Raw genomic sequence first — 3328 nt, 5'->3', positions numbered from 1 at the left:
GCGATATCGAACGCGCAGCAGGGTAGGGCGACGGCGCGCCCTTCGTCACGTTGCGAGCGTCAGCGTGATGTGCTGGCAAACCGCAGACACTGGTCCTCGACGCGATGAGACGATAACGTCAATCCCTTCGCCGTCGCGCGGAGTCTCCCTGGGAGCGGTCATGCCGAACCATCATCCTTCGCGTTCGTGGCGTGGCTGCGCGATGTGTAAGCCGCACAAGCGGCGAGGTGCGGGCCGAGCCGTGAAAGATCCCGTGGCCGTCAAGCGCCGGATCGGCCAGACGCGGCGCTACTCCCGCCGCACCATCGGGCGCTCCTGAGCACTTAGCCCCCGATGCATCGGACCTGCTGGTGTTAGCACGATACGAGGCTGGTGATGGGGCACTTCGCGCCCGCACGGCCCTAGCCAGGTGCACACTTGTGCCATGAAGGTGTTTGATCGCACCGCTGCCGCGCTGACCGCGACGCCCCCGCGGTCGCTGTGCTATACCCACGCGTCGACGTCACCGCGGCCAGCGTGATCGTGCCCGCCCGCGGACCTGAGCCGGGGTCGCGTCGGGTGCTGAACGGCATCTCGGACGTCCGCGCGTTCTTTCACACCAACACCGTGCCGCTGTACTTCATCTCGCCGACCCCGTTCAACTTGCTCGGCATCGACCGTTGGGTACGAAACTTCTTCTACCTGACCTACTTTGACTCATTCGAGGGCATACATTCGCGCGTGTTCGTGCCACGGCGGCGCGACCGCCTGGACTTCGACTCCATGGGCGACGTCTGCAACCATCTGCTGACCGATCCCGAGACCCTCGACTTCATCGCGGGCCGCGGGCCCGGCGCCAAGGCCTGCTTTGTGATGCTGGACGAGGAAACCCAGACCCTCGCGCGCAAGGCGGGTCTCGAGGTCATGCACCCATCGGTGGAGCTGCGCAACCGGCTGGGCTCCAAGACCGTCATGACGCGCCTGGCCGACGAAGCAGGCATAGCGAGCGTGCCGCACGTGATGGGGCGGTCCGGCTCCTACGACGAGCTGCTGGCGCTCGCGCAGAGCGCCGGATTGGGAGACGACCTGGTCATCTCGATCCCCTACGGCAACGCCGGCAGCGGAACGTTCTTCGTCCACGGTCAGCGCGACTGGGACGAGCATGCCGGCGACCTGACCGGGCAGCAGGAATTCAAAGTCATGAAGCGTATCCGCAATGTCGAGGTGTGCATCGAGGGCGCCGTGACCCGCCATGGCACCGTGATCGGCCCGGCGATGACGAGTCTCGTCGGTTATTCCGAGCTGACTCCGTACCGAGGCAGCTGGTGCGGCAATGACATCTGGCGCGAGGTCCTTCCGCCGCACCAGACGCGCGCTGCCCGAGAAATGGTGGGCAAGCTGGGCGACATCCTGAGCCGCGAAGGCTACCGCGGCTACTTCGAGGTCGATCTGCTGCATGATCTGGACTCCGACGACCTCTACCTGGGCGAGGTGAACCCGCGCTTGTCCGGCGCGAGCCCGATGACGAACCTGACCACCGAGGCATACGCCGACATGCCGCTGTTCCTCTTTCACCTGCTCGAGTACATGGACGTGGAGTACGAGCTGGACATCGATGAGATCAACGCGCGCTGGGAGCGGGGCTATGGCGAGGACGAGGTCTGGAGCCAAGTGATCATCAACGAGACCTCCACGGACATCGAGCTTTTCACCGCGACGCCACGCACCGGGGTATGGCGCATCGACGACGACGGTCGCACCTCCTTTGCGCGGCCCGCCAACGACTGGGCGACGCTGCTCGACGGTTCCGAGGCCTTCTACATGCGGGTCGCGGCACCCGGCGACTTGCGCTCTGAGGGCGCCCAACTCGGCGTGCTCGTCACCCGCGGACACCTGCAGACCGACGACTACCGGCTCACCGAACGCTGCCAGCGCTGGGTCAAGGGCATGAAAGCGAAGTTCGTCTCAACTCCCCTCGCGCCGGCCGCACCGATCGTCTCGCGGCTCGTCGCACGAGCGTGAGCAGCGGCCGCGCGAGCCACGTCCCGGTCGGCATCACACTAGGAAATTGGCTGGCGCCGCCGTATTCGCACTGGTCGTTCCAGCACGTCGAAGACTTCGTGCCGACCGCGGTGATCTCGCGCGGGACCGGTCCGGTCGCGGCGTTGCCCGCAGCGAGCACTGCGGTAGCCGAGATCCCGGTGACCACCACCGACGGGCAAGCAGCCACCGTTGGCGCGTTGATGGCAACCACCGCTACCGATGGGTGGGCCGTCGCGCACCGCGGTTCGTTGGTGGCCGAAGAGTATCTCGGTGGCATGGAAGCTGAGACCCCGCACCTGGTGTTTTCGGTCAGCAAGTCGCTGGTGGCGGCGGTGATCGGCGCGCTGCACGGGGGCGGCGCGATCGAGCTCGACGCGCCGGTCACGGCATACGTTTCCGCCCTCGGGAACTGCGGCTACGCCGGTGCTACGATTCGCAACCTGCTAGACATGCGCTCGGGTATCGCATTCTCAGATGACTACCTCGACCCGGCCGCGGAGATACACGTCCTCGAGCAGGCAGTCGGATGGCAGCCCAGGAGCAGTCCGAACGTGCCCGCCACGCTTTACGACTATCTGCTGACCCTGCAGCGAAAATCGCCGCACGGTGGTCCGTTCGCGTATCGCTCGTGCGACACCGATGTACTCGGCTGGATCTGCGAAGTCGCAGGTGGTCAGCGGATGCCCGAACTGATGTCGGAGCTGTTGTGGAGCCGCATCGGCGGCCGATGCGACGCCGCCATCGGCGTGGACGCCGCCGGCACCGGGTTCTTCGACGGCGGTATCAACGTGTGTCTTACTGACATGCTGCGGTTCGGGTCGCTGTTTGTGCGGGCCGGTGTCTCGCTGACCGGGCAGCAGGTGGTGCCGGCGGCCTGGGTGGCCGACACCCTGGACGGCGGACCCGACTCGCGTCGAGCGTTCGCCGCCAGCCCCGACGACACCGAACTGCCTGGCGGGATGTACCGAAACCAGATGTGGTTCCCCTACCCGGGCAACAACGTCGTGATGTGTCTGGGCATGTGCGGTCAGATGATCTACGTCAACCGCGCCGCGGAGCTGGTCGCCGCCAAGTTGTCCACCCAGCCGCCTGCTCATGAATCGCACGTGTTGACTACGCTGCGCGCATTCGATGCGGTGGCACGTGAGATGGCCGGCGTCACTGGCCAGACCGTCGACTGATATCCAAATAAAGCTCGCTGCAAGCAGTTTCGCGCGCGGGCTATGACCTCGCTGGTAGCTTAATCAGCTATGGGTGCTTTGGATGGACGCGTTGCCTTGATCACCGGCGGAGCCCGCGGGCAGGG

2 protein-coding genes are annotated in these 3328 nt (G+C 65.8%); both read left to right on the top strand.

The features are described from left to right. Positions 1-516: 516 nt before the first annotated feature. Positions 517-2001, top strand: a complete 1485-nt coding sequence (locus tag WAO18_RS03655) for a biotin carboxylase (protein WP_422203985.1) — start codon at positions 517-519, stop codon at positions 1999-2001. Beyond that, a complete protein-coding gene (locus WAO18_RS03650) occupies positions 1998-3203 on the top strand; it encodes a serine hydrolase domain-containing protein (protein ID WP_422203983.1) in 1206 nt (401 codons plus the stop codon). Before WAO18_RS03655 ends, WAO18_RS03650 begins: the two co-directional genes overlap by 4 nt. The last annotated feature ends 125 nt before the right edge of the window (positions 3204-3328 follow it).

It is taken from the genome of Mycobacterium sp., from assembly GCF_049278535.1.
Lineage (GTDB): Bacteria > Actinomycetota > Actinomycetes > Mycobacteriales > Mycobacteriaceae > Mycobacterium.
The sequence above is the reverse complement of the archived record's forward strand: the minus strand, read 5'-3'. Positions and strand labels throughout refer to the sequence as shown.